Origin of the sequence: Paenibacillus sp. FSL F4-0100 (assembly GCF_037993005.1) — a bacterium.
Classification (GTDB): domain Bacteria; phylum Bacillota; class Bacilli; order Paenibacillales; family Paenibacillaceae; genus Paenibacillus_AQ.
Genome location: NZ_CP150303.1, coordinates 3,848,391 through 3,874,411, shown reverse-complemented (window position 1 = coordinate 3,874,411; position 26,021 = coordinate 3,848,391). Strand labels below are relative to the sequence as shown.

The window sequence follows — 26,021 nt, the reverse complement described above, 5'->3', positions numbered from 1 at the left end:
TGTATCGGCTATACCACTACTGCGGTTCCGCTGACGGCCACCATCAGCATTCCCTCACGAATAACTTCATAGTCGATGTCCACCGCTATAATGGCGTTTGCCCCCAGGCGCACGGCTCGATCTTCCATCTCGACAAAAGCTGCATCCCTTGCTTCCTGCAGCTTGTTTTCGTATGCCCCCGAGCGCCCGCCGACAATATCGGTAATGGAGGCCAGAAAGTCCCTCACAACATTAGCGCCCATAATGACTTCGCCGGTCACAATACCGATATACCTTTGAACAGGGTAACCTTCAATGGTGGATGTCGTTGTAATAATCATGCGTTCTTCCTTCTTTCAAATAGATTTTTATAGTGGTTACGTGTAAAAACAACTTCCGAGAAAATGGTCCTTGCCAATAGAGTAACCAGGTTGGTGCACCGCCCCCAGGATGTTGATCGCCTGGGTGGAGAAGGTTACCTGATGACGATGACTGCATGTCTAGAAAAGTATGACCATTTTTCCAGCTGTGTCTTCCTTCTATTACGCCGACAGAAGAGGATTGGTTGCACGAGTATACGTAATAAGCGGGTACAGAGGCTTGGAGGTAGCATGCCGAGAAGAAGCTAAGTTTGTTCTTAGCTGAGCCGGAGATGTTGAGCAGGGCTTAAACGATCCGGAAGGCTACTATCATGGCCTTGTGAAGCACGATTCTGCTGGGTTATAACCCGAACGAATTTTCGGCCGATACCGCGCCAAAGGACTGGACATACCTTTTATTAGAACAATGCGTACAAATGGAAGTACGAAGCTCCAACGCTGCTTGTACAAAATACGCCTCGCCTTATTGTAGCGGGGATTCTGACCAGTTTCCAAGATCCGAACGGCGATCTCGGCGTATCCGAGGAAGGCTGGAATGAAATTCAGCAATTGTATGACAACGGCGTCAGTGCAGTCGAGGGCGAAGACTTCTATGCCAATTTGGCCAGCGGTAAAACGCCGCTAGGAGCGCTCGTCTCCAGAACCCTGCAGCAGAAGGAAGAACAATATAAAGTGAAAGCAGGCATTGTCAGTCCGGAAATCGGCGTACCGATGGTCGTGGAACATGCGGCGATCGTGAACGGATCGAAGAAGCAGGTAACGGCGGAGCGGTTTGTGGAATGGCTTTCAAGGGGAATTTGCGGCTGAGTTCAATACCATGCCGGGAACTAAATAATAACATTTTCCGGTCACAGCTGAATTCTTGTCCTATATTTTGAAATAATTCGAACGATATCTATAATTATTACCAATATATACTGTAAGACCGAAGGGGAGGAGGTAGCAGATGAATCATCCATCTGAATATGCAAGGCTTATTTCGCTTACGTTGGCTGGGAACCGTGATGCGTTTGGCGAGTTATATGAAGCAACCATTAAAGACGTTTACAATACTGTTTATTTTCTTATTCGAGAACCATCAGATGCAGAGGATGTCATTCAGGAGATTTATATTCAATTATACCGATCTCTTGAAAAGTTTGACGTAAGCAGGCCGTTTCGGCCTTGGTTAATGGGAGTGGTTATGCGGCAAATTCAAGCGCACCGCAGAAAGAGTTGGACACATATGCGGATCATCAAAAAAGCCGAACAGATTGATCAAGCCGTGGTCTACGATATCTCAAGTGAGGTGGTCAACAAACTATCGAATCAATCGCTACTTGAAAGCGTAGATCGACTTCCTTATAAGCTAAAGCTAGTAGTTATTCTACATTATATGAATGATTACACGCAAGAAGAGATTGCAGCCACACTAGAAATCCCTCTTGGGACGGTAAAATCACGGATTCATGCTGCTCTGCAAAAGATGCGCAAAAAACAGAAAATTAGCATTCTGGCTATGGGGAAGGTGGAGGGGCTAAATGAGTTTCGATGAAAGATTGAAAACCGCTTTTAAGGAAGAGACCAAAGAATGGAACGCACCAACGGAGCTCAAGGAAAGAATTCTTAACAAAGTCGTACACATTCAAGAAGGAAGACGAATGAAAAAGTGGGTCGTTGCATGTATATTGGCCGCTACATTGTTAATCCCAACAGGTGCTTTTGCCGGTTATAGCTACATAGCTGATTCCATCTATGGTTCGCGGGACAATATCGGAGTAACTCAAAAGCACTATGATGAGCTGGAGGCAAAGCTGCAGACCGCCAAACAAAACCTCAGTGAAGAGGAGTTTACAAAATGGATGTCCTTACTAAAAGAATGGGGCCTCCTTAATTTGAAAATTGCCGATACAAATGGGGATTTTCATATCGAGAGATTGAGCGTAGGAGAGCAAAAAAACTATAGAAGGTTAACCGCAGAGCTAGAGCCACTCTTTCGTAAATTGAATGAAGTTCAATCTACGAAGGGAGAAGCTAAACCTATAGATAGCGCTACTTTTTGGAATGGAGTGCTAGATGAAGCAGGGCAAATATTCAGCAAAGAAGAATTTGATGAGTTTCAAAAATTATTAAATGAATTGAGGGCTTATGACGAGAAAAAAGATGATCCGGATGGTAGTGTTCATATTGAACGGCTGTCAAAGGAAGATCAAAAGAAAGAGCAATTGTTGCAGCAGATACAACCTTTTTTTAAGAAGTTGGGCATAACAGTTAAGCCGAAAGCTTGATCTGTCGAGGAACAAGAACATGTAAAACTCCACGTTAACGAAACGTTAGGAGCAGCCTTAGTTCACCTAACTCAAGAAAAACTGGAGCCTTTTCAAACATGATTTTAGAATTGTAAAGCCACTCAACTAACGGAACACTATAGCTTAATAAACTAAAACGCGGGTGTCGGCATAGATCGGCAGCCGCGTTAAGATAACGGGCAACTAATCCCGAAATGACACTTGTCAAGTGACAAAAACATAGTAACATTAGAAGCCTTGTCGGGGGACAAGAACATGGTCCCATTGAAAGTCGCTAACTTAGCGGCTTTTTTGTTTTATCGGTACAAGTTCTTGTCCCGAGTCGAGGACAAGAACTTGTACCGATTGCCGTAAAGGACAAGAACATGAACCGATTACCGATTAGATAAGTATCTAACTATGTTCGATGCCATATCATTAAGCTAACGGGCAGGATAATTCAATATTTTTATGGAATATAACAATAAATGGGATGGGGGGGCACATGCTTTTTCACTTCAGTGAAGACGAAAGTATCAATATATTTGTACCAAAAGAGAAGCAAAATCGTCCGGATTTTACTGCGGTAGTTTGGGCACTTGATGAAGAGCACGAGTATACGTACTATTTCCCTAGGGATTGTCCCCGAATTGTGTGTAGGAAAGATGAGGCGACAACGGACCAACATTTACAACTCTTCTTTAATAATTCAATTGCCAATACCATAGTTACAGTAGAAAGTGACTGGTATACGAGGATATCAAAGCAAATCATATTTCGATATCGTTTTGACGATGAGGGTTTTGAGCTTTTTGATAAAACAGCTGGCTACTACATTTCTCGCCAAGTAGTGAAACCCAAATCAGTTGAAAAATATGAGAATTTGTTGGAGAGATTACTCCAAAAAGGAATTGAATTAAGAATCACATCAAATTTATATCCGCTTAAGGAAGCAATATTAGCTTCCGACTTCACTGGATATGGGATACATAGATTCAATAACGCCAAAAGACTCTAAATCAATTAAGCTTATTGCGAAACGTTAGTTTAACAAAGACACGAAGGCAGTCGGTCAGATTGATCAGCTGCCTTGATTAATCTAACGGGCAGTTTTTGGGAATTTTGTGACTCTAAAGTATTGCTTTAAATTCCAATGTATTGAAGAGGTGAAATTTGAAATGAAAATTATCAGAGAAGAAAAAAACGTTAGAGGGCTCCCGTTGCCTAACGAAACACAATTAGTATTGTCTGAAGTTATTCCTCGTCAAGAATTAATAACGTGCTCGTTTGTACTTGCATTTCAAGAAGACGCATTGTTATTAACTAATTTGAATGAAAGAGGATGGGATATACCTGGAGGGCATATTGAACCTGGGGAAACGCCTATGGAGGCAATGAAAAGGGAACTTTATGAAGAAACAGGTGCTTTGATTGAATCTCCTCACGTTCTCGGATATGAATTGATAAGACTATATAACAAGCCAGAGAATTATAAGTATCCATATCCAGAGAGCTATATGGTCTTTTATTCTGCAAGAATCATAAGGCTTGATGATTTTCAAAATACTTATGAAACATACGGAATAGGCTATTCAAACCAGAAGAGGCATTAAAAATTGCTTGGGTCGAAGCAAATAAAGCTTTCTATGAAGAAGGGCTACGAAGAGCAGCTAGCAATAGGTGATTAAACTAACGGGAAACAATAAATCAACTTTCCAACCACTGGAAACGTTTTAATCAAGGGAGCTAGCTTGGAAACAACGCATTAATATTTTGTAACGGAAGAATAAATGATATTTAAAGATGGGGGAATAATTATGGAGACGAAGGAAGAAAATTTTCCGAATGATAGCGCCATGGAATCAATCAAAAGTTTAACAGAGAAAGATGCAAAGACTTTCTTGAACCTTATATATGCACTTTTAAAAGACAACAAAAGTCCGAGCGAACATTTGATTTCAAATGTGTTATCCATTTTTGAGAAACAATTACCGAGAGTGGCTAAAGCAAGACAGAATAAAAACTAGTCATCATGCTGCTACAAAACGCTGTGAAGATAAAATAATTGAATTTGAACAACGGATAATATGTGGGGATAGTGGTGGGTGTGATCGATAGCCCGTTAAGCTAACGGGCAGCATAACACAACAACTGTCACAGGACAAGAACTTAGTCCTTTAAGAAACTGCGTCCCGCGCTATGATCTCATCAGCAGAAGATGCCATTTTTGTTAAACTAACGCGCAGTTTAGTGATGGTGGCTACCGCGAAAAGTCTTGGAATCCCTTTAAAGAAGAGAAATACACTTAACATCAAATATTAGTTATATCGTTTAAATAGAGTTCTACTAGTAAGTCATTAGTCCATCTCCATGGTTCTAAGCGCCGATTTTATTTCCGTGGATCATTCAAAAGAACGGCCACTGTTCGCATCGTTTGCGACAGGGCCGTTTTTTGTTTTTGTAGGCTCTCAAATTGCTATTCTTGCCAAACACTCATAGGGTCCCATGGCTTGATCTGATTGCCATATTTCCCGACCAAAAAAGCTTTCATGTCTTCCAGCTTAGCAGGCACCTCGTTCCAACTTGGAAGGGGTGGTAACCCTCGTTTGCTTTTCAATAGGATATCCACTGTTACATACAAGCGTTCTGGCTGAATCCAATGAAGGAAGCGGGAAATATCAATTTGCTTGGTCAGGGACAAGGAATCAATTTCGTCATTGTAATGCTTGTTGAACTCGCTGATCAGGTTCAATAGGTATTCTCTTTGCTCCTTCACGAAGTCCAGGCCGCAGATGGCGCCATGTCCTGGAACAACGATTTCGGGTTTAAATTCATCAATAATGCGATCAAGTACTTTAACCCAATTGAGGGTTCCCTCTTCACTGTACGCTGTACAACCGTTAAACACGACATCGCCAGCGAATAGTACTTTTTCTTTTGGCATCCACAGTAGCAAGTCACTGTCAGAGTGGGCCGGAGCTACGTTGTAAATCATAACTTCCGTATCGCCAAGACGGATGTTGATATCGTCCTTTATCTCAATATTCGGGAGTACCCATTCTACGCCTTCCAGGTCGAATCCTTTAAATTCCGCTGCAAAAAACCGCTCGCCCGAAGTCGATTCTGGAGAATCCTTTCCTCTTCTGATGACGCTGTCCATCCAGGCGATATTTTCGGTGAGACGCTCTCTGGACGCTTCCTTGTGCATAATAATGCAAGCATCTTCAAACACTTTGTTTCCCCAGGCATGGTCGCTGTTATAGTGCGAGTTCACCACATATGCGGGAGAGCTGCCGTTGCTTACTTCCATAAAAGCCTCCCGCATTTCCCGCGCATGGAACAAATCGAAGAACGTGTCATACACCAGCCCTTCACCCTTGTTGATGAACCCGGCATTGGCCCAACTGATGCCGCGATACGGCGAAATACCGGCAAAGACGCCATCTGCGACTTCAAAAAATTTAACGCGAGGTTTTTGAATAATACGTCCATACTTCATGAAAATTCTCCTTTACGTATATGTTTTTGAGGTAAGGCATACTGACTATGTCTGTATTATAGAGAATGGAAAACATAAAGGCAAGCAAGTACTTGCATGCATTTATTCTATGCTATATGATAGCAACAGAACAACATCACACTGCATGGATGGAGGCGCTTCGATATGAAGCTAGTAACCTTTCAAACGAAGACATCCCAGGAACCTTTGTTTGGGCTTGTAATTAACGAGAAATTTGTTGTGTCTTTTGCCGCAATTATGAAAATGCAGGGAACATTCTTTGACAGTCTTGAAAGTATGGATAGCTATCTTCATTATTTGCCGGCAAGTTATGATGCTGCTAAGGAATTGATGCAATATGCTGTTGAACAGTCGCATCAATTCAATGAAAATGAAATCTGCCCGATTGCAGCAGTAAAACTGCTGCCGCCGGTCCCGAATCCGGCTGCGCTTATCGATTTCGGGCTGACGCCAAGACATCTAAGAAATGCTGGCGTAAATCTGCTGCAAAGAGAATATACAGGGCCGGAACGAGAAGAGCTTATAAGTCAAATCTCCGAAAAATTCCAGCAAGATCCGAATAAAGTAATTTTCAGTTATTATAAGTGTAACCATAATGCATTAATTGGCGATGGGGATACGATTCATTGGCCTTCGTACTCTTCCTATCTGGATATCGAGCCGGAGCTGGCCTTTGTTACAGGGAAGGGGAACTGTATTGCAGGTTATGTTATTTTTAACGACAGTACTATCCGTGATGTGCAGTGGCTGGATTTCCAGGCGATGACCGGACCGACGCGCTGCAAAGATTTTGATCGTAGCAAAGGAATAGGACCCTATCTGGTTACGCCGGATGAAATCGACAACCCGCTGGCATTGGATGTGGATGTACGCATCGGGGAGAGACTGTATTGGAAGGGAAGCACATCCGAGTATTCTGCACACCCTGCAAAAGTGATGGAGGAAGTTCTCAAAGTTTTCACACCGCTCCCAGGCACGATTATAGGAATGGGGACGATACCGGATTGCTGCGCAATCGAGACCGAACAATGGCTATTGCCTTCTGACCGAATCCAGATTACATTTGATAAATTAGGCACGCTCACGCAATTGGTGCCTGATTATGTCAAGATTACGGAACCAAGCCGCTGGGAACAAAGAAGCGATTTTCTTTAAATAAACGTTTATGAAAATGATGAACCCCGATCCTGCTGCATATTGCAAAACTTGTAGTAGAATAGGTTTAACATATGCAAAAGGAGAAGTACAATGCAAACTTCAGACAGAATCATTGAAGCCGCGACACGGCTCATCAAAACGAAGGGCTATCGGGGCGTTAGTACCAAAACCATTGCAACGGAAGCTAAAGTCAATGAATCTACGATTTTCCGGCAATTTGGAAGCAAACAAGGCATATTGGAAGCCATCATTGAAAGACATTCGGATATCCCGCAATTTGAGAAGCTGTTAAGAGAGGATGCGACCGATAATCCGGAAATCGATCTTCTAAATGTAAGCCAGCAGTACCGTTTGTTTTTCCATAAAAATGCGGACATCATTTTAATTGGGATCCGCGACAAAGGAATGCTTCCCGAATTGGACAGAGTGCTGGCCGATCCGCCGGTAAAGCTGCACTCCTTGCTGGTTGAATATTTTGAACGACTGCAGAAGAAAAAAGTCATAGCCATACAAGATGAGCGTCTTTCCGCTATGTCTTTTCTCTCGATGTGCTATGGATTTCAGATGAGCGAGCTGATTCACCGGGATTATCAGTCCCAACTCGTCACCGAGGAAGAGTTCTACAAGCACAGTGTCTCATTGTTTGTAAAAGGGATGTTATCTCAGGCATAACGTTGGCTCATTGAATAATGCTTAGATAAGAAAATATGATAAAATCATTGTGAGGATTGTTCAAATCCTAATTATTGATTTGAGGTGATAGGAATGATGTTGGAACGTTCCATGGAAAATATAAGGGAATCAGACCAAAGAAAGGATCGTATTGTCTTTTGACTTGGTTAAGTCTTCACGGCTCCATGCTTGAATATATGCTGAAAAGCTAGCTCCCGAGCCAAAAGAGCATTATAGTTATTCTGTCCATTGAAGGCGTTTGGCGTTGTCCAGTACACTGTGAGAAATGCTGAAGGAGGCGATTGTATATGAGTAAACAGATATTTGCTGAGTGGATTGGTTTCGTCGTATTTGTTGCTGATAACATAGAGTCTCCCGAGCGGACTGCAGTCTTTTGATGGAGGTAGGCTGCTTATTTCACGATGTGAAATAGGCGGATTATCGTATACACAAGCTGTTCATGGAGCATCCGTAGAGGGATTTCTGCGGGTGTTTTTTGGTGTGTCTGTGAGATCAGTCCTGTATAACTGCCTGTCGACTGTATGTCGCTAGGACGGGGTGAATCGATGGGGCTAGTGTGAAGTGGCCATGCGCAGAAATGACCTCAACTAAGGGACCAAGTTCTTGACCTAGAAGGGACTATGTTCTTGTCCCATGACAACAAACCGCAGCTAAAGCCTGTCGGGGGATGTCGGGTGACAAGAACATAGTAACATTAGAAGCCGCTAATTATGCGGCTTTTTATTTTTATGATATCAAGTTCTTGTCAAAACACAATGACAAGAACTTGATATCATTCCCGACTGATGACAAGAACTTTGTTACATTCCCGATAGGTGAATTTCTGTGTAGTTAATACGGTAGCTGTAATGGTTCTAGAATACAAACACATTAGAGACTATGAGCTGCTTCCAAACTGGCAAGACATTCTTCGTTGAGCTAACGGGGAGGATAACGTAATCATTTCGCGAATCTCAACATATGGAATTATTTACGAAGTTCGTGAATAAGGCGTTAGGCGAAATACACGTAAAGGAAGAATGCAATTATGACCAATGAAGCAACTGAACATTTTGTTGTTGATTATGGATATTATCAAAGAAATATTGATGGGGTTGGCAAAAGATTGCAAACTATCTAACCGACAAGAAGATTCCTTCTCCGAGGAAGCTTATCGGAGCTAAGAATGCCGGTAGTGTCTGGCATGAGACGGCAGTTAAGCTCATATTGCTAAATCGCCATTATACAGGAGACTTGGTACAAGGGCGTTCGAGTGTAGACAGGAGCAATAAACTGTTTCATCAAGAGAAGGGCTACAAGCCACGTCAGCAAGTTGATGAAAGTAAGTGGTTTGTCGTAGAGAATGCGCATCCTCCGATTATTTCACACGAAGAGTTTGCCGCTGTGCAGGATCGGATGGCGGTTAAAGCTAGAACAGGGTTTGGTGGTCGGGGTAAAAAGTCGTTGTTTGCCCACCTTGCATACTGCGCTCATTGCGGCAAAGGGATGAATTATAAGAATGACCGCGAAGGCTATGTTTGCGCTACTTATCAGAAGCGCGGCAGAAAAGGATGCCCTTCCCATTTCATTCGGCATGATGAGTTAAAGAAGTCTGTTTTAGTGGATTTGCGTCAATTGTCAGTGAATGTGCTGGATCAGAACTCTCTGGTGGAGAAAGCGCTCAAAAAGGCGAGTGAAAAATCGAACCAAGCCGTGTCTGAACTGAAAGCGAACCAGAAGAAGATGCAGCAGCTTCAACAAGAGCAATTGGAACTGGTTCGCGCCATGACTCGTAAAATGATCGATGATGATACGTTCCAGATGAGCAATGCAGATCTAAAGGAGGAGCAGCACACCTTGAAAGAACGAGCAACCATCCTTGAGACGGTTGTCAGTCAGGGCGAAGCCAAAGAACGTATTATGCAGCAATTCAGGGAAGAAGTTAGGTGCTTTGCGGAGTTGCAAATCGATGACGAGGAAGCCCTTCGATAAGTGCTTCAGCGGTTAATTGTACGAATAGAGATTGAGTTGGATGGTGGAGTTATTATCCACTATAATTTTGGAAATCCGTTGCCAGCGGGGGCGTAAATTAGCCCCCTGTATTTACGTCAATATTAAGCACTCGACACATGTTGAATGCTGTGTGTCGCTCGTGAGAACATAGTGATTTAGAGCCACATTAACCTAATGTTTTTCTGTAAAGTTCAAGCAGTCACTTGCTTGGGTTTTTTTATAAGTACCCGAGTTCATGGAAGATACTTGAAACTGTAGGCACTAGAAATGCCATTGCTCTTTTCATTCCAGGATTTCGCAGAAGCCGGTTTGCTGATACCGTATTTCTTGGTTGCAGTCTTAACACCAATTTTCCCACTCTCGACTTCACCATAGATAACGAGTTTCTCTGACGCACCATATTTTTTATTATTCCACCTGTCTACCGTAAGGGGAGCATATCAATTATCGGCAGCATTTTCTGTTACATCCACATAGTTTGCTGAGGATATATGCAACAATGATCATTGGTGGATGAAGGAATCACTCAGATATATAGTGTTAAGAAACCAATCATTCATTTTCTTTATTCAGCAATTGCTCTGCATAGATAATACAACGTTCTGCAAATTCCAGTGATTGATCTGTTATAGGATACAGTCCAGTTGTCTCTGACGGCATTTTTCTTACTTCCCAAAACTTATTCATTAACTCTTCATTTCCATCAAATGTATCATTGGAAACTGCAATCAACTCACAACCAATCTGATAGCCAGCTTCAGATTCAGGTAATATGCTATGCTGCTGACACCATTCAATTCTCCGTAATAGTGAAATATATTGTTGGGTGATTCGGTCGCTTTTACTAAGACTAGGAAGCACTTGTTCTAAAAAATCCTTCTCGTCATCTTCAAAATATTCAATCCATTTTTTCGAATTATGTTTGGCTGTCTGTACTAAATGTGAAATTCGTTTCCACGATAATTCTCCCTCAAGATCAAACATGTTGATGAGCGAGGTCGTATTGGAGATGCTAGTTTGGAGCGAAGAAAGTTGTTCTTGAAGATGATTATAGTGAGCTTTTAGTATTTCTCGGTAGGATAGCTTATCCAATAAATTCTGAATCTCTTCGAGTGGAAGCATGAGAGATTTTAGAAGTGTGATCTTTTCCAAAGTAAACAAGTTTTCTTCGGAATAGCAACGGCGTCCGCTTTCGTCCTTAAAGCTAGGTGTAAGGAGCCCAATTTGATCATAATAGCGAAGTGTTCTTACAGAAACATTGCTTTGTTTGGATACTTGTCCTGTTGTCCAATGACTCATGATATTCCTCCAAAAAAAATGCTTGCAGGTGACGTAGCGTCACCCAATATATTTGAATTATATCACAGAGACAAAGGGGTAAGGGAATGACTGATCACTTAACGCATTGGAAACAAAGGGATAATTGGACATGGAAAGAGTTTGTAGCTTTGCTGTTGCTAGAGTTTGTATTTGTTATCGGATTTATTAAATTTGTAGTAAAACCCGTATATGCGCAATGGCTTGGAGATGAGCTGTATTCAGGAACATTGACAGGGCTTACAATAGCAATAGTATTAATGCTGGGAGTGTATTTCATAGGGCTACGTCCTAAAAAGCTTTCTTGGAGTGAAGTGGGTTTAAGATCCTTTCCTGCGAAGGATTGGTGGCGAATTCTGTTATGGACGTTCTTGCTGATTATAGGCAGCACCATCGTAATGATCCTTACCAGCTATATCGGCAATACATTTGAAAATTCTAAGACGGAATCAATTCAGCAGAATGTTACGGTCTTCAGTGTATTCATTGCGTTTGCATCAGCAGTGATCATCTCGCCTATATACGAAGAGATATTCTATCGCGGTTTTATCTATCGCTGGCTGCGAACCCGATTAGGCATTGGTTGGGCAATGTTTTTGAGTGCGAGTCTCTTTACGATAGTCCATATTCCTACCTATAACGCGATGCCTGCGAATTTTCTTGGGGGGATCATATTTGCATGGGCGTATGAACGAACAAATTCTGTTTGGCCTGCAGTATGGGTACATGGCTTAACAAATGGACTATTTTTATTATTGACTCTGGTAATGTAACGGGAGAAAGAAAAAGAGTTACCTAATTCGTAAACAAGCACTTCGAGGCAATGACGACAAATGAGACGGGACTCATCACATGGCTAGTAGAGCTTCTCCAGACTACAAAGTTCTATAATCAGAATTCAAAGTTTAATGAGTTTAATTTATGCAGGTATGATGGAGTCGAATATGTGACACAACTAATTGTGAAGAAGATTAATTACATAAAGGATAAATTATTCTTACATACGAACTACTCTGATGTAGATAATAGAAGAATGTTGCATATGATTTTAAATCGCTATACATCAGAAATATGCCTCAATTTTTTTTATCAATGGCTGTCTATTGCAAAAGAAGGGTCTAGACGTGCCGTTGCACCACCCTGGATTCAAATTGAACAAATGATCGAAATGAGCTTACCATCGTTAATCTTTAAACTTGACTCCGATACTAGAAAAAAGGCTTCGATAATTCAAGTTTACCGCTCGAAAAACGTAAGAGAGCTACCGGAGCTGATGTGTACGATAGGTTCAAAACAAATGAAGAAGGAAATTCGTAATATGAAATCCTACACACCTTCAAGAGTTGCTATGAAAGTATTCGATAATTCTTCCCAAGAAAATATATCGCAACGAGACTACGTTAATAAGTATGTAGCCAAGTTTTCTTTTTAAAGTGTAAAAAATAACATAACCCACCAATGGTGGGTTATTTCTTTTGCCCAAAAATGAATAATAAAAGAGGGGAAGAAATTAGTGCCGACAGAGAGGAATAATATCAAGTTCTTGTCATTTATGATATCAAGTTCTTGTCAACTGTCGGGGGACAAGAACATGGTCCCATAGAAAGTCGCTAATTTAGCGGCTTTTTTGTTTTATCGGTACAAGTTCTTGTCCCGAGTCAAGGACAAGAACTTGTACCGATTGCCGTAAAGGACAAGAACATGAGCCGATTCCCGATTAGATAAGTACCTAACTATGTTCCCATGCAATTTCATTAAGCTAACGGGCAGATTAGTTGAATAAAGTTAGATCAAAGAAAAGGCCATCCTGCAAAGGATGGCCTAAGATCGTTGTCGGAGCCGATGCGAAATCGTTGGCTGTGGACGACATCATAACTATATTCATTAGGATCGTTTAAGTAAAAGCCCCGGCTTATATGGACCTTAACTTATTGAGATAGTTAATCATCACTGTAAGTTAGATCGAAGTTGACTCTTGCTGCTTCGACACGTACATAATTTTCTCTTCCCCATTGCCGTAGCTCTCTCATCGGCTGGAGTAAAGATTCCCCTAGAGGAGTGAGTGAATATTCAACCATTGGAGGAACCGATGGTGTGATATGACGTTGGACCAGTCCATCGCGTTCAAGCTTACGTAGGGTTTGAGTCAGCATTTTTTTGGAAATACCCTCGATTCTTCTCGCCATTTCCCCGTAACGGATGCTTCCGTCTTCCATTGCGTAAATGATGAGCGCGGTCCATTTATTAGAGATAATATCAAGCACTTTACTGTAGCCACACACCGCAAGCGCGATGTTGGGGTGTTTTGGTTTGACCAAAGATGTCAAATGATTTCCCTCCTCTGCACCTTGAAGTTCCCAGGACACTTTAAAGTGCCTACTTACGTAGGTTTAGTTTATGCATTATTGTATGACTATATCAAGGGCAAAGCAAGCATTGAGCTTTACGCCAAAAGCGCCTGATTCATTACGAAGGCTGACATTTTGAACAGGATGATAACTAAATTAATCTAGTGGGAGGAAATGAACATGTCGAATATTATAAAGCCCCGCCCTAAACTGTATGTGATGGATAACGGCCGTATGAGCATGGATAAAAACTGGTTGATTAACATGCATAACCCAGCCACGGTTAGCAATCCTAACGCGGCGACGCAGTTTGTGGAATTTCCGATTTATACGGTGTTGATTGACCATCCGGAGGGGAAGATTCTATTTGATACGGCTTGCAATCCGAATTCCATGGGCGTTGAAGGACGCTGGGCGGAATCCACCCAACAAGCGACCCCTTGGGTGGCGTGTGAGGAATGTTATCTGCATAACAGACTAGAGCAGCTCCGCGTAAGACCTGAGGACATCCGATACGTCATTGCCTCTCATTTGCATCTGGATCATGCGGGTTGCCTAGAGATGTTCACGAATGCTACGATAATCGTCCACGAAGATGAACTGAATGGCACACTGCAGAGCTACGCCCGTAATGAAAAAGAAGGGGCCTATGTTTGGGCAGACATCGATGCTTGGATCACAAACCATTTACAATGGAAAACGGTCAAACGCAATGAAGATTATCTCGATCTGGCTGAAGGAATCCAAATTTTGAATTTTGGAAGCGGACATGCTTGGGGTATGTTAGGCTTGCACATTGAAATGCCCGAAACAGGCGGGATCATCCTCGCTTCGGATACCATTTATACGGCTGAGAGTTACGGTCCTCCAATTAAGCCACCGGGCATTATCTATGATTCAATCGGTTACCGGAACACAGTTGAAAGAATCCGTACGCTGGCTACCCGAACAAACTCCCAAGTGTGGTTTGGACATGATGACAATCAATTCAAACAATTTCGCAAATCAACCGAAGGATACTACGAATAATTATCAATAAGTAGATCATCCCAAGGTTAAACTAACGGGAAACGATAGCGTAATAGACACGTAGGCAGCCGGCGACGCAATCGGCTGCCTTTATAATACAACTAACGGGTAGGCATAAGAGATTGTTGCAAAAAAAATTCAACAATCTAGATAGGTCTGTTTTACTACAGATAACGTATCTGGTACAAGAGTGTAGTGCTTCAACGAATTTAATCTGTGATTTGTTGGATGAGACAGTACTATAGTTCATCTTGTAATTGTATAGTATGACGTAAGCGGAGGGGAACATATGAATTATGGACAGCTTGCGTTTAGACAGGCAGATGCGAACTATAGATGATCTCACCGCTCTCACTACCGCCTGCGCGGACTGCACCCCTCCAATGCATACAGAGGTCTGGAGGAAGACAGCAATTGAATATGGGGCATGGAGCTTTAAAAGGGACCATGGGTGGTCTGTTGATAGGCTTGTTAAGCCGTCAATATGTCAATACCGCCCTTCTCCGTAGAGGAAAGCGGCGGTATTTGTATTGTACAATAGCTGAGCAAACGCCATAATATGAATTACTCCCCAAAGAAATTTCTGCATACATGCAAAATTCCCTCGGCGTAAGGATAAGGGGCAACGTTGTTGTGGCATGACTTTGCCTCTGCCGTTGCGTTCTGGAGAAGATATCCATGGGCAACCATCCGAAGCATCTCGATGTCATTTCCACTGTCACCGAAGGCCAATGTTTTGGACAGGAGTACCTGACTATAATCCATCAGGAATTGCACAGCTGCTTTCTTTCCAGTTCCTGCGGGGATAAAATCGACATCATATGCGTGCTCCGGATCACCTGCCTTGGGATTGCAAATATTGATATTAATTCCGATCCCGTGATTTACAGCCAGGTGCCTGATGATACTTATATCATATTGGGTTCTAGCTGCTGATACCGGATAATAATAGTAGTTCATTTTATATCCGGATTGACCAAATTGAGTCTGTTCGTGAAGGACAATGTTGAATGTTGATTTTAATTCGCTAATTAAATCTTCTACATCTCTTCGAGAGAATCCGGATGAGCTTATAATCTTTGCCCATGAAGGAACAGTGACCAGTTGTCCGTCAGGCTCGACTTCCCACATCTCTGTGCCCAGATTGCTCGCTATAAAATGGGGGAGCTGCGTCATACCGGCTATTTTCATTTTTGCTTGTATTTGCTGAACACTGCTTCCGGTGACCCAAGCTATCTTTACTTGATGATTTCTGGCAAGCTGCTGGAGGTATTGTTCCAGTTCGTACACCATGTTGAGTTGTTCAGGCAAACATTCATGCGGGTAATACGTTTCGTCAAAATCAAACAATATCAGATATTCGGTTACAGCGGGGGTATAGATGACTTCCATGAGTGTGACTCCTCCTACAGTTTGTTAACGATATCATAGTTGCAGGGAACGTTCCCAGGTCAATACTTTAGATGAGGTGTTAATTTTGCCCACCATAATTGATATTTCACGTGTAAGCGGTCTCTCCAAGTCGACGGTATCACGTGTGTTAAACGACCATCCTCATGTATCTATTGAAAGCAGACAAAAAGTACAGAAAGCCATTACGGAGCTGGGATATGTCCGCAATACGCAGGGGGTTCAGTTGCGTCTACAGGCAAGCAATCATATTGGTGTGCTTGTCCCGGATGTGGAGCATCCCTATTTCAGTCAGCTTGTTAGTGCATTAAGTCGATCTTTAGGCTCAATGGGGTATCAACTTGTCATCTATCAGACCGAATTATCCCGCGAGTATGAACGTGATGTGTATGCCCGATTGTTACGTCGAGAAATGGATGCCGTGGTTATTGCTCATTCCCATTTCTCGGAGAGAGAAATTAAAGAATATATAGGTTCTTATATTGGAATCATATGCAACGAAGCGATGGACGGAGAATTTCTCGATGTCTTTCGATTGGATGAAGAAGATGCGGTCTTTCAAGCGACAGCATATTTGCTGTCCAAGGGGCGCCGTCATCTGTTTTTCTGTATGGATCACCTGACACTATTGCAAGAGAAAAGATGGAACGGGTTTCAACTGGCTCACCAACAATTCGGCCTAGAGTGTACGAAATCACAATGTTATACGGGTCTGGTGACTATGGAAGATGGTTATGACTTGGGAGAACAATTATTTACTTCTGATCAATTACCGGATGGAATGATAACAGGTAGTGACTTTGTAGCTACAGGTTTATTGAAAGCAGCAAAGGAAAAGGGGATATCCGTGCCTCAAGAAATGTCCGTCATCGGATTTGATAACCATCCTGTGGGATTGATGACTAATCCGGAACTGACAACATTAACCAATTGTATTCCCGATATGGTCAGGGATGTTACAGAATGTCTTACCCGGAGATTGAAGGGGATGCGATCTGCTCCTATAGCGAAAACCTACAAGACTTCGCTGATTATACGTAATTCTACTTAAAAAAAGTGAAGTGAACGACAAAAAAAGAAGGATAGTGAAATCCTTCTATCGGTCAGGAATGATACATGTCTGAAGAGGTATTGAAGCGTTACTAGATCTCTCGTTGTGGTACTTGAATGTCTAGACAAAATGGAGCATTTCTAAACAAGAAGATATTCAGTGGTTCTTTTACACTGAAGGAGAAAGGAGATGCGAGATCCTGGAGATGCTTAAGCTGCTTCGCCAATCCATCGATGATGTGGAACAACATCTGCACTCGCCGATTGAGATTGAGGACATTGAACCGTAACCTCAATAAATCCTTCTGCTCTCCGCAGGTGGATTTTTTTCATTTATATTGACCGACAGTGAAGATGAAGGTGGGGAGGAGGGAAGGAAATGGCTTCGTTTTTCCATGTAAACTGTCCGGAAGAAGTGAGCAGCAAATATCGCCTCATAGTATTTGACGATTCGTGTCGGGGGACAAGAACATGATCCCATAGAAAGTCGCTAAAATAGCGGCTTTTTTGTTTTATCGGTACAAGTTCTTGTCCCGAGCCAAGGACAAGAACTTGTACCGATTGCCGTAAAGGACAAGAACTTGAGCCGATTCCCGATTAGATAAGAAATTTCATTAAGCTAACAGGCAGTTTACTTTAATAAGAACGAAACTAATTCAAGAAAATTGTCGTTTATAATATGGGATGAATTTACAAATTAAATCATTCGGGAGGGCTTGTGAGGATGTCAAAAAAGCCAGTAGGAGCAGCTGCGGTTATTATGAATTCGGAAGGGCGAATTCTTCTAGTAAAACATAACTACGGAAAATACAATTGGGAACTACCTGGTGGGTTATCTGAGCAAAATGAGTCTGCAGAGAATACAGCAAAGAGGGAAGTGTTTGAAGAAACTGGTCTTGAAGTTACTGTAGAGCGCTTGACTGGCGTGTATTATGAACCCAATCACGATATGCATCACTTTGTTTTCACTTGTAAGGTGGTCGACAATCAACAACCACAGCCAGATGCGGAAGAAGTAACTGAATGTAATTTTTTCAATTTAGAGGATTTGCCTAGGCCGATTAGTGATTTTACTATTTCACGTATAAAGGATGCTTTTAATACAAGTAGTGATCATTTATTCCACATCATCGGACCTAGGCAGTGGTTTGAATAATGTTTTTTACATAAATCATTGAACTAACGGGAAACGATAGTTGTATAAACGACCAAGACGAAGCTGCCGGCGCTGATCGGTAGCTTCATTACGCTAACGGGCAGGATAATTTATTTATAAGTGATCTGTACATTTCACTTTAAAACAATTTGTAGCATAATTGATAAAACTTGTCGGGTGACAAAAACATAGTAACATTAGAAGCCGCTGATATGCGGTTTTTTATATTTATGTTATCAAGTTCTTGTCAAAACACAATGACAAGAACTTGATAACATTCCCGACTGATGACAAGAACATGGTTACATTCCCGATATGATTTCATCGACGGTGGTAGACGCCCTTTTAATTAAGCTAACGGGCAGGATAATGGAAACTGTTAGGGGAATATATGTAAAATGCTATACGACATAATTAATCCTTTTAATTCTGAAAAAGTGGTGGGAAATTAAGTGCATGAATAAAAATGAAAAGATTAGAGATGAAATAATAAAAGATGTAGAGTATAAGTTTGGGTGGAAGATTCAAAATGCTATACCAAACAATCTTGGTTACGGTAATTTGAAATGGATAATGGAAGCAAATCATGGACCTGTTTTTATTAAGCAATATGATAAGGTTCGATACAGACGTGGTTTGGATGGAGTGAAGCAAGCATTAAAATACCAAAACATGATGCATGCAGACGGAATCCCCTGCCAGCCAGTTATCGATTTCAAAGGTGAATATATTCATGCAACACCTACCGGAGAATCTTATATGATTTCAGGAGTCAGTACGGGTATGCCTGTTGAAGCTGGTGAAACCAATAATGAACAAATGTATAGTCTTGGTGAAGCTACTGGACGAATGCATAAATGGATGCAAGTTAACATGCCTCTGTTACAGTTTTTACAGTGGGAATTACCTTCAAAGGAAAAAAAAATTGAAGAGCTAAGAATAAACTATCTTGAGACCCAACAGGCAGGTAACGAAAAGTATCTAGCTGCTATTGAAAAGCAAATAGAAATTCTTAAAAGGTTCGATCTTGAAAAACTAAAAAATAATAGTTTTCAAGGTTGGGCACACTGGGACATGCACATGGATAACCTATTGTTTCATAGTGATAGCCTAGCGGACATTCTGGATTTCGATAGACTTCATTACGTTTATATGGATTTTGATATTTCTCGCGCTATCCTTTCAGGAGCATTGCGAGCAAATCAAATAAATATTGAGACTACAAAATCATACATCGAGGGCTACCGAATTCATCGCACATTACTTCCGGAACAGCTAGTTGGTTCGGTTAAATTAACTTGGTATAAAGAGTTCAAATGGGTGCATGAGAAATTTAGAAAAGATAAAGCCATGAGTCGATTTATAGATGAAATGATATGGATTGGCGACGAATGGGAGAATCTCGATGAGATATTTGATATGTAATGAAATGGCATAATAGTACAACAAAAAACGTTAACGAATTAAGCTAACGGGACACGATACTCAATAAGAACAAGAAGGTAGCCGATCCACGTGGATCGGATGCTTTTGTTTAACTAACGGGCAGGTTAAAATGGAAATTTGTAGAATACATTATTTTCTACGGACTATAAGTGGGTACAAAGAATGAAGGTACAAAATTATTATAACGAGGAGAGTTCCATCTATGGCTATCGAGTCTAAACTCCAGCAACTCTTTCGCGAACCGATCGAACGGATCACATATCTTGATCCTGGTTATTCCGGGCATGCCAGCGATGTGTGGTTGGTCAAAACAACTCGAGAGGAACGTGTCGTGCGTTCGTCCAGATTGACCGAAGCACCAGCCCGAGAGTTTTGGTGGGGGTGTCTTGATCTATTCGGGATCGATCCCAGACGAATGCGATATTTCGAAGCAAACGTTACCATGCTCAGTGCTATTTTGGGAATTCCGGCACCGCGGGTGCATGCGCGTGCAGTTCTCGAAAATAAGGAATATCTCGTTGTTGAAAAAATGAATGGCAAGGCACTTCGGTCATTCATCGGGCAATCTGATGAGCTTCTTCATCAGTTAGGTGTCTGGCTGGCACAAGTGCATTTAAATCGTTACGATTACTTCGGAAACCTTTCCTCCGGCCAAATTGATCGAAAAGAATCCTTCCATGCTCGTATGTCCCAAACCATTCGGCATCTTGTCGAGCGCGATTATAAGAATGATAGTAATATCAAGATGCAGGTCGATGCTATTATCAGTCAGCTTTTTGTTCTGCCAGTTCCGGATCACTTCTGTCCTGTATTTATTGATCTAGATCCGTCTCAGTTCTTAATTCAAGACGGGATGCTGTCTGCGGTCGTCGATGTTGAAGCCTATGCGATAGGCCCACGCGAATTTGATTTTGTCGGATTAGAGTATGTGCTGGATGAGATATCTGCAGCTTCTTTCCTTAATGGTTATTCGACAATCCTGGATCCCCCCGATTTATCTAAATATCGCAAGGTGTACCGCTACTTCTACCGTTTGCTAGGAGTACAAGGGTCTGTCGATTTGAATCAATGGTACGCGCAGCGGGCAATATTCTGACAGCCCTGCCATCAAACTAACGAGAAAGGTTTCGTAGTGTTTTAGTTATAGAACAAGGAAGTGATTTCTCTTGAGTGGATATAACTGGGATAATTGCCCTCTAGAAATAAAGGAACAGATTACAAATATAACGGAATTTTTACATCACACCTTGGGCGAAAACTTGATTGGAACTTACCTTCACGGCTCAATGTGTTTAGGTAGCTTTCAGCCTTCTCATAGCGATTTAGACATGATAGTGATCACCCAACAACCATTAACTGCTTCTCTACGGTTAGATTTAATGAATGGGTTCCTGACATTACATAAAAAGCCTTCACCAATCGAGTTAAGTATTCTGTGCTACTCAGACCTTAATCCATGGAGACACCCTACTCCATATGAGTTTCACTTTAGTGATTACTGGAGGCCCAAATTCGAGGTAATAGCCAGCGAGAATGATTTGGCATTCTGGGATTTTAAGGATATGTATACAGACGGAGATATAGCATGTCACGTAACTTTGATAAACCAAAGCGGTATTTGTATCTACGGCCGAGCCATAAGTGAGACATTCCCTTTAGTACCTGAAAAAGATTTTTGGGACTCCATAATCTGGGGCATTGATTATTTTAGCAAATTAGATGGAGAGCCTCTCGTTACAGGAATCCTCACTCTTCTTAGAATTTGGTCATATAAAGAAAACAAAGCGATATATTCAAAAGCACAAGCTGGTGAGTGGGCTATTGGATTAGTCCCCATACGATACCGTCACATCATTGAAAATGTAGTTGAGACCTATAACGATAAGGCTAAGTTAAAAGACTTTTTAGCGTCTGATTTAGATAACCTAAGGGACTATGTAATTAATCAAATCAAGAGGCCATTATTGAGCTAACGGGAAACGATAGCTTATTCAAAATAAGAAGGCAGCTGATCATTGTGATCGGCTGCCTTTGTTAAACTAACGGGCAGGATAGTTTTAATATTTTCGAGAATACTCTACATATGGATTTATTTATAAAGACTGCAAATAAGATGTTATCTGAAACATCCGTTAAATGGATGGATTAACATGAAGTTCCATACTGACCTTTATTCAGTGGGTCGTTAGAAATTAATAGCAAATAAATATATATTTGTCAGCGAAAAAGACGGCGTCATGGTAGGAGACTTGGTAATCGCTACGACAGCGATTTTGCAATAATGTTTGATGAAGCCAGCGGTTCTATTTTGATGGGATCACTAGCTTTTTTCATGCACGGTAAGGAGGAATTACTAATACGAAATAAGTTGTCCTGAATTTATAAAAATATGGCGTAATGCGATAAAGACATTCTTACTCTAGGGGGGGTACTCTTACGTTATATTATGTATGAAAGGTGGTTGCCGTTGCCATGATTAAAGAAATACTAGTTCTGCACCATAGCCATTTAGATATCGGTTATACGCATACTCAACCTGTTGCTCTTGAGCTTCATCGAGATTATATCGATCAAGCGATCGATCTATGCGAACAGACGGAGCATTTGCCGGAAACGGAGAGATTCCGTTGGACTCTCGAAGCAACGTATCCGGTGATGAAATGGCTGGAATCAACCTCGGAGCATCAAGTGGAACGGTTTGAAAGGTATCTGAAAAACGGCCAAATCTGCATTGCGGCAATGAGTTTGCACACGACGCCTTTATGCAACGCAGAACAGCTCGCCCGCATGCTGTATCCTGTCCGATATCTTCGCGAGCGTTTTGGAATCTCGTTAAATACGGCGATTAACCATGATATTAACGGCCAACCATGGGCGTTATCACAAATGATGATAGATGCGGGAATTGAGCTCTATACGACCGGAATTAACACTCATTTCGGCGGTATTCCGTTCCGCAGACCCGGTATATTTCGTTGGCAGACGCCTGACGGCAGAGAGCTGTTGACGTTTAATGGTGAGCATTATTCGATGCTTACGCAAATTGGTCTGTTGTGGAAGAAGGATACCCGGATGATGAAAGAGGGGCTGGACAATTACATGAATCGTATCCTTGAAGAAGGATACAAACAAGATTTCATTTATATATCCGCCACAAATACGCCAATGATGGACAACTCGCAGCCTGACTATGATTTAATGGAAATGGTCGCAAGATGGAACGAAGAGGGCCATGAGCAAAAAATCCGTTTGGTGACGCCGGAAATGTTGCTAGAGAAGCTGAAGTCAATCCCCAAAGAAAGCATACCTGTCCATGCAGGTGATTGGACGGATTACTGGAACTTCGGGGCAGCCAGCTCGGCTTTTGAAACTAAACTGAACAGAAGAACAAAAGCAGGATTAAGGAATGCTGAATTTATGGAGGCATTCCAGCCGCAGGACCATGGTAAACGATACTCGGAATTGCTGAGTGCGGCTTGGGAAAACTTAAACCTTTATGATGAACATACGTGGGGCGCGGACGAATCGATTTGGGATCCGGATTCCGTATATACCAGAACTTCATGGGCTCACAAGTCGCACTATGCATATCAAGCGAATAGTCTTAGTCAATATATATCGACGAAGCAGCTTGAATCATTCACGGGAAACCCGTATCAGTCCGGAACGCCCGATGGGTTGCTTCTTGTCAATCCGACGCACATTCCGATCCAATATGATGCCAGAATCCCGATAGACTTCAATTACGAGCGCGGCCGACATACCGCCGCTAACCGCTACAAGGTCAACCTGAACAATTACGATACGGACTGGACGAAGCCGTCAGCCGGCGTTGTAGAGGTTCCAGCGTTCGGATGGAAGATCGTACCTTTCAACAGGTTCGGCCAAAAGGTATCTAATGATATAGTGACAACCGAAACTACGATTGAATCGTGCTTTTACAAATGTTCGTTCGATCCGTCAACAGGTAGGATTCAAGAACTTTTCGATAAAATTAACAGTACACACGTTCTCGACTCCAGCAGCGAATGGAGCTTTTTCCAATTCGTGCACGAAAGCATCGATCCGATGAAGCAGGCACAGCACCGAAGTACGCTATTCCCGCGCGAATTGGAGAAATGCAATAATAGCATTAGCTGTTGGAATCACCAGTGGCCTGCACGAAGAACGGGCGCGGATAAGCTTGTAACCTGCGAGATCATTCGTCATGATTCCGGTGTTACTCTCTTGCTCAAGTGGGAAGCGCCGAGCGTAAACGGATTGGAGCAAAAAATCACGTTCTTTGCAGACCGTCCGGGCATCGAGCTGATCGCGTCTTTCCACAAGCAGGACATCCGCAAGCCGGAATCGATCTATTTTACGTTCCCGCTGCAATTAAACGCCGGATGGCGCGCGAAGTTCGATAGCGCCGGCACATTTGTCGAGTTGGACGATGAACAAATTCCAGGCGTGTGCCGCGATTGGGTAACGGTAGATCAGACTGTTTCCGTATTCGATGGAAATTCCGGCGTTACACTGGCATGTCCAGATGCGCCGCTCGTGCAAGTCGGAGATTTCAACTTCGGCAAGGAGCAAGGTGCCATTCCGAGAACACGCAATCCGCTGCTTCTGGCATGGCCGGTGAATAATTATTGGGACACCAACTTCCGTGCCTCTCAGCCTGGCTTGATTACGGTGAAATATGTCCTGCATACATTTAAGGAGTTCAATGCTGTAAGGGCTGCCGCGCATGGCATCGAGGCGTCGGCGCCGGTGCAAATTCATCCAGTAGTGTATTGTTCTTCGGAATCGTCTGGATCGTTACTTGAAGTTCAGGGAGAACAGATTGTGACGTTGCATGTTAAGCGGGCAGAAGATAAGCAAGGTATCATAATCAGGCTTGGAAATATGTCTGATAGCCCTTCGCATGTATCGATATCTTTACCAAATCAAGAGGTGAAAGGTGCTTATGTAAACGATCTACTTGAGAAAAATGTAGCTGCGCTAGAAATTTCAAAGGGCATAGCGAAGTTGCAACTTCAAGCTAGGGCCATTGCAACGATCCGTATTCAATAAAACATGCAAATGGCCGGATGGACACCTAAGGAAAAAGATCAAGTTATAAGCTTCTCCCTTTTTGGAAGCACTCTCGTCCCTCGTTCAACTAACGGGAAACGATAACGAAATAGACACGTAGGCAGCCGGCGACGCGATCGGCTGTCTTTATATTTCAACTATGGGCAAATAGTATGCAAAAATAATTCAACAATCTGGAGAGGTCTGTTTTTTATCAAAGATCACGCATCTGGTACGAGAGTGCAGTACTTCAACGAGTCTTTAATCTGTGATTTTCTGGAGGAGATAGTGCTATCGTTTATCTTGTAATTCATTTAGTATGACGTAAGCGGAGGGGGACATATGAAAAGAGGAAATATTATTTTCCTGAATGGAGTGTCAAGCTCGGGGAAGACAACACTAGCCAAACAATTACTTAAACGGCTACCTGATTATTACCATTACAGTATCGACGATTTTGATCTTGTCATTGAACGAATGGAAGACAGGGACAACCTTCGGCTCATTTCGGTTGAAACCGAGTATTTTTTCCATCGAACGATTGCCATGTTTTCTGATAAAGCAGTTAATCTTATTATTGACCATGTTATTCATGACGAATTTACAAGAACGGATTGCAAAGCAATTCTATCCGGGTATCCCATATTGTTCGTGGGTGTTCATTGTCCAGCAACAGAGCTTGAACGTCGAGAAAAAGAAAGAGGGGACCGGAGAATAGGGTTATCCAAATCACAATTGGAGTTTGTGCATAAGGAAGAGACTTACGATATTGAAGTTGATACCTTTACCAATGGACTAGAAAATTGTGTTGAAAGAATAGTACAGAGGGTACAAAAAAAAGATTTTCCAACAGTGTGGCCATAAGCCGAAGTATCGATAAATGAATCTGAATCTTTAAATAAGGATAGCGTTGCAGAAGCGAAAGGAAGGTAACGATGATTATGACACAAAAAGTAATGCTGTTCACTGTGCAATCACTCTACCGATGACCTGAACGGCGAAAAAGATAGCACTATTTTTGTTGAAGCTAAAGAAAATTCTGGATGCAGAACATTTCCAAGGAAGGCACGTTATTTCGAAATCCTTTCTATGGGAAAATCAATTGTAGTGTCGGCTATACCCGAACGGTTGTTAAAACACAGAGGTCTTGTCCTCCGACAGTTTTAAAGACCTGTCGAGGGACAAGAACATGGTCCCGTTGAAAGTCGCTATTTTAGCGGT

The 26,021-nt window shown here is 42.1% G+C and carries 23 protein-coding genes and 1 pseudogene; 19 read left to right on the top strand and 5 right to left on the bottom strand.

Annotation, left to right across the window (positions count from 1 at the left end):
- Positions 1 to 8 precede the first annotated feature (8 nt).
- Complete coding sequence (locus MHH48_RS17500; RefSeq protein WP_076323519.1) at positions 9 to 320, bottom strand: YbjQ family protein; 312 nt, start codon at positions 318 to 320, stop codon at positions 9 to 11.
- Between the two features lie 283 nt (positions 321 to 603).
- Between MHH48_RS17500 and MHH48_RS17495 the strand changes: the two are divergent.
- From MHH48_RS17495 to MHH48_RS17470, 6 genes and pseudogenes are all read left to right on the top strand, one after another.
- Positions 604 to 1,182, top strand: a pseudogene (locus tag MHH48_RS17495) (extracellular solute-binding protein); the annotation flags it as partial.
- 123 nt (positions 1,183 to 1,305) lie between these two features.
- Positions 1,306 to 1,893, top strand: a complete 588-nt coding sequence (locus tag MHH48_RS17490) for a sigma-70 family RNA polymerase sigma factor (RefSeq protein ID WP_076323518.1) — start codon at positions 1,306 to 1,308, stop codon at positions 1,891 to 1,893.
- Positions 1,880 to 2,626, top strand: a complete 747-nt coding sequence (locus MHH48_RS17485) for a DUF3600 domain-containing protein (RefSeq protein ID WP_076323517.1) — start codon at positions 1,880 to 1,882, stop codon at positions 2,624 to 2,626. Before MHH48_RS17490 ends, MHH48_RS17485 begins: the two co-directional genes overlap by 14 nt.
- A gap of 505 nt (positions 2,627 to 3,131) precedes the next feature.
- Positions 3,132 to 3,644, top strand: a complete 513-nt coding sequence (locus tag MHH48_RS17480) for a DUF6886 family protein (protein WP_076323516.1) — start codon at positions 3,132 to 3,134, stop codon at positions 3,642 to 3,644.
- Positions 3,645 to 3,804: 160 nt separating this feature from the next.
- Complete coding sequence (locus MHH48_RS17475) at positions 3,805 to 4,239, top strand: NUDIX domain-containing protein (protein WP_076323515.1); 435 nt, start codon at positions 3,805 to 3,807, stop codon at positions 4,237 to 4,239.
- A 204-nt stretch (positions 4,240 to 4,443) separates the two neighbouring features.
- Entirely contained in the window at positions 4,444 to 4,653 is a 210-nt protein-coding gene (locus MHH48_RS17470) for a hypothetical protein (protein ID WP_076323514.1), read from the top strand.
- Between the two features lie 449 nt (positions 4,654 to 5,102).
- On the opposite strand, the gene MHH48_RS17465 is transcribed toward MHH48_RS17470, so the two are convergent.
- The gene (locus tag MHH48_RS17465; RefSeq protein ID WP_076323513.1) at positions 5,103 to 6,125 is read right to left on the bottom strand and encodes an MBL fold metallo-hydrolase; all 1,023 of its coding nucleotides are present in this window, start codon (positions 6,123 to 6,125) and stop codon (positions 5,103 to 5,105) included.
- A 165-nt stretch (positions 6,126 to 6,290) separates the two neighbouring features.
- Here MHH48_RS17465 and MHH48_RS17460 point away from each other — a divergent pair, with 165 nt between their 5' ends.
- The 3 genes from MHH48_RS17460 (at position 6,291) to MHH48_RS17450 (ending at position 9,968) form a co-directional block, all read left to right on the top strand.
- Positions 6,291 to 7,301, top strand: coding sequence for a fumarylacetoacetate hydrolase family protein (locus MHH48_RS17460; RefSeq protein WP_076323512.1), 1,011 nt, complete (start codon positions 6,291 to 6,293; stop codon positions 7,299 to 7,301).
- Between the two features lie 93 nt (positions 7,302 to 7,394).
- Complete coding sequence (locus tag MHH48_RS17455) at positions 7,395 to 7,976, top strand: TetR/AcrR family transcriptional regulator (RefSeq protein WP_076323511.1); 582 nt, start codon at positions 7,395 to 7,397, stop codon at positions 7,974 to 7,976.
- 1,125 nt (positions 7,977 to 9,101) lie between these two features.
- A complete protein-coding gene (locus MHH48_RS17450) occupies positions 9,102 to 9,968 on the top strand; it encodes a recombinase family protein (protein ID WP_306024473.1) in 867 nt (288 codons plus the stop codon).
- Positions 9,969 to 10,541: 573 nt separating this feature from the next.
- On the opposite strand, the gene MHH48_RS17445 is transcribed toward MHH48_RS17450, so the two are convergent.
- The gene (locus MHH48_RS17445) at positions 10,542 to 11,288 is read right to left on the bottom strand and encodes a MerR family transcriptional regulator (protein WP_076323509.1); all 747 of its coding nucleotides are present in this window, start codon (positions 11,286 to 11,288) and stop codon (positions 10,542 to 10,544) included.
- 86 nt (positions 11,289 to 11,374) lie between these two features.
- Here MHH48_RS17445 and MHH48_RS17440 point away from each other — a divergent pair, with 86 nt between their 5' ends.
- A complete protein-coding gene (locus MHH48_RS17440) occupies positions 11,375 to 12,079 on the top strand; it encodes a type II CAAX endopeptidase family protein (protein ID WP_053489874.1) in 705 nt (234 codons plus the stop codon).
- Between the two features lie 173 nt (positions 12,080 to 12,252).
- Entirely contained in the window at positions 12,253 to 12,738 is a 486-nt protein-coding gene (locus MHH48_RS17435; protein WP_144023472.1) for a hypothetical protein, read from the top strand.
- A 508-nt stretch (positions 12,739 to 13,246) separates the two neighbouring features.
- Here the strand turns inward: MHH48_RS17435 and MHH48_RS17430 are convergent.
- On the bottom strand, positions 13,247 to 13,633 hold the full coding sequence (locus tag MHH48_RS17430; RefSeq protein WP_076323507.1) for a helix-turn-helix domain-containing protein: 387 nt from the start codon (positions 13,631 to 13,633) through the stop codon (positions 13,247 to 13,249).
- Positions 13,634 to 13,834: 201 nt separating this feature from the next.
- Between MHH48_RS17430 and MHH48_RS17425 the strand changes: the two genes are divergently transcribed.
- A complete protein-coding gene (locus MHH48_RS17425; RefSeq protein ID WP_076323506.1) occupies positions 13,835 to 14,683 on the top strand; it encodes an N-acyl homoserine lactonase family protein in 849 nt (282 codons plus the stop codon).
- A 564-nt stretch (positions 14,684 to 15,247) separates the two neighbouring features.
- On the opposite strand, the gene MHH48_RS17420 is transcribed toward MHH48_RS17425, so the two are convergent.
- A complete protein-coding gene (locus MHH48_RS17420) occupies positions 15,248 to 16,075 on the bottom strand; it encodes an HAD-IIB family hydrolase (RefSeq protein WP_076323505.1) in 828 nt (275 codons plus the stop codon).
- 85 nt (positions 16,076 to 16,160) lie between these two features.
- Here MHH48_RS17420 and MHH48_RS17415 point away from each other — a divergent pair, with 85 nt between their 5' ends.
- From MHH48_RS17415 to MHH48_RS17385, 7 genes are all read left to right on the top strand, one after another.
- Positions 16,161 to 17,144: a LacI family DNA-binding transcriptional regulator gene (locus MHH48_RS17415; protein WP_076323504.1), complete on the top strand. Its 984-nt coding sequence runs from the start codon at positions 16,161 to 16,163 to the stop codon at positions 17,142 to 17,144.
- A 723-nt stretch (positions 17,145 to 17,867) separates the two neighbouring features.
- Positions 17,868 to 18,299 carry an NUDIX hydrolase gene (locus tag MHH48_RS17410; protein WP_076323503.1) on the top strand — a complete coding sequence of 144 codons (432 nt, stop codon included), beginning with the start codon at positions 17,868 to 17,870 and terminating at the stop codon, positions 18,297 to 18,299.
- Between the two features lie 456 nt (positions 18,300 to 18,755).
- Entirely contained in the window at positions 18,756 to 19,724 is a 969-nt protein-coding gene (locus tag MHH48_RS17405) for a phosphotransferase (protein ID WP_076323502.1), read from the top strand.
- A 223-nt stretch (positions 19,725 to 19,947) separates the two neighbouring features.
- Positions 19,948 to 20,841, top strand: coding sequence for an aminoglycoside phosphotransferase family protein (locus MHH48_RS17400; RefSeq protein WP_076323501.1), 894 nt, complete (start codon positions 19,948 to 19,950; stop codon positions 20,839 to 20,841).
- Between the two features lie 70 nt (positions 20,842 to 20,911).
- Complete coding sequence (locus MHH48_RS17395; protein ID WP_076323500.1) at positions 20,912 to 21,718, top strand: aminoglycoside adenylyltransferase domain-containing protein; 807 nt, start codon at positions 20,912 to 20,914, stop codon at positions 21,716 to 21,718.
- A 499-nt stretch (positions 21,719 to 22,217) separates the two neighbouring features.
- Positions 22,218 to 24,800, top strand: coding sequence for a glycosyl hydrolase-related protein (locus MHH48_RS17390; RefSeq protein ID WP_076323499.1), 2,583 nt, complete (start codon positions 22,218 to 22,220; stop codon positions 24,798 to 24,800).
- 342 nt (positions 24,801 to 25,142) lie between these two features.
- On the top strand, positions 25,143 to 25,664 hold the full coding sequence (locus tag MHH48_RS17385) for an AAA family ATPase (RefSeq protein ID WP_076323498.1): 522 nt from the start codon (positions 25,143 to 25,145) through the stop codon (positions 25,662 to 25,664).
- Positions 25,665 to 26,021 lie beyond the last annotated feature (357 nt).